The organism is Desemzia sp. FAM 23989, assembly GCF_045528345.1.
Lineage (GTDB): Bacteria > Bacillota > Bacilli > Lactobacillales > Carnobacteriaceae > Desemzia.
In genome coordinates this window covers 1-1,456 of the sequence record NZ_JBGQQT010000050.1, presented here as the reverse complement: position 1 = coordinate 1,456, position 1,456 = coordinate 1, and the positions used below count along the sequence as shown (strand labels likewise).

Here is a 1,456-nt window from a genome sequence, read left to right as displayed (position 1 = left end):
AGTGAGGGGTTTCCCCTTGTGAGACTAGGACGTTGCCGCGCATATAGTTATTCCGCAATAGCTCAGTTGGTAGTAGCGCGTGACTGTTAATCACGATGTCGTAGGTTCGAGTCCTACTTGCGGAGTTACATAGTATTTTCATGTATAGGGTACAAGGAAACTAGAATCTGGAGAGTTGTCCGAGCTGGCCGAAGGAGCACGATTGGAAATCGTGTAGGCGGTGAAAACTGTCTCAAGGGTTCGAATCCCTTACTCTCCGTTGTGAAATTTTAATGTAAGTTATGGCCCGTTGGTCAAGCGGTTAAGACACTGCCCTTTCACGGCGGTAACACGGGTTCGAATCCCGTACGGGTCATTGTAATAAAGGTTTATTCAAACCTGGAGGTTTAGCTCAGTTGGGAGAGCATCTGCCTTACAAGCAGAGGGTCAGCGGTTCGAGCCCGTTAACCTCCATTGCAACAAATTAAATTATGGTCTCGTGGTGTAGGGGTTAACATGTCTGCCTGTCACGCAGAAGATCGCGGGTTCGATTCCCGTCGAGACCGTATTTTTGAAAAAATAGAATAGCACTAATTTTTCCTAATGCATATGGCCCGGTAGCTCAGTTGGTAGAGCACTTGATTGAAGCTCAAGGTGTCGGCAGTTCGACTCTGTCCCGGGCCATTTGGAGGGGTAGCGAAGTGGCTAAACGCGGCGGACTGTAAATCCGCTCCTTCGGGTTCGGCAGTTCGAATCTGCCCCCCTCCATTATTATTTTAGGGGTATAGTTTAACGGTAGAACTATGGTCTCCAAAACCATCAATGTGGGTTCGATTCCTACTACCCCTGTTAGTACATTTAAATTATGGCGATTGTGGTGAAGTGGTTAACACACCGGATTGTGGTTCCGGCACGCGTGGGTTCGATCCCCATCAGTCGCCCTTTTTTATTGGGCTATAGCCAAGCGGTAAGGCAAGGGACTTTGACTCCCTCACGCGCTGGTTCGAATCCAGCTAGCCCAGTTTGTTTAAATATTATATTTTGGCGGTATAGCCAAGTGGTAAGGCAGAGGTCTGCAAAACCTTCATCACCGGTTCAAATCCGGTTACCGCCTTATGACTTTAATAAAAGTTAAAACTTGCAATTAGTAATCTTGCCGGCGTGGCGGAACTGGTAGACGCGCTGGACTCAAAATCCTGTGCCCGCGAGGGCGTGCCGGTTCGATTCCGGCCGCCGGTATACTAAAAAGCAACAGCGTATAATAGCGTTGTTGCTTTTTTTATACTGTTATATACAAATTTCGGTTCTACAACATTTGACGTTGGTAAGTAAAAAAATGTGAGTTTATAGGTAAGCGCAAAATGAAACGGTATCTTCAAATATCTTCTTTTCCGCTCTATACTTGATTTCATAGTAAACAAGTTGGAGGAATGATGATGAAAAGACAAGATATAGTACCAGTTTCATTGCAACAAAT

12 tRNA genes are annotated in these 1,456 nt (G+C 45.9%); all 12 read left to right on the top strand.

Annotated elements, in window-relative coordinates:
• Positions 1-51: 51 nt before the first annotated feature.
• The 12 genes from ACEN36_RS12970 (at position 52) to ACEN36_RS12915 (ending at position 1,218) form a co-directional block, all read left to right on the top strand.
• Positions 52-125 (top strand) — tRNA-Asn (locus ACEN36_RS12970).
• Positions 126-169: 44 nt separating this feature from the next.
• A tRNA-Ser gene (locus ACEN36_RS12965) sits at positions 170-259 on the top strand.
• Between the two features lie 24 nt (positions 260-283).
• Positions 284-355, top strand: a tRNA-Glu gene (locus ACEN36_RS12960).
• A 25-nt stretch (positions 356-380) separates the two neighbouring features.
• A tRNA-Val gene (locus ACEN36_RS12955) sits at positions 381-453 on the top strand.
• Positions 454-472: 19 nt separating this feature from the next.
• Positions 473-545, top strand: a tRNA-Asp gene (locus tag ACEN36_RS12950).
• Positions 546-590: 45 nt separating this feature from the next.
• Positions 591-663, top strand: a tRNA-Phe gene (locus tag ACEN36_RS12945).
• Between the two features lie 3 nt (positions 664-666).
• Positions 667-747, top strand: a tRNA-Tyr gene (locus tag ACEN36_RS12940).
• 10 nt (positions 748-757) lie between these two features.
• Positions 758-828: transfer RNA gene (locus ACEN36_RS12935), tRNA-Trp, on the top strand.
• Positions 829-847: 19 nt separating this feature from the next.
• Positions 848-920 (top strand) — tRNA-His (locus ACEN36_RS12930).
• A 9-nt stretch (positions 921-929) separates the two neighbouring features.
• Positions 930-1,001 (top strand) — tRNA-Gln (locus tag ACEN36_RS12925).
• 21 nt (positions 1,002-1,022) lie between these two features.
• A tRNA-Cys gene (locus ACEN36_RS12920) sits at positions 1,023-1,093 on the top strand.
• A 41-nt stretch (positions 1,094-1,134) separates the two neighbouring features.
• Positions 1,135-1,218: transfer RNA gene (locus tag ACEN36_RS12915), tRNA-Leu, on the top strand.
• Positions 1,219-1,456 lie beyond the last annotated feature (238 nt).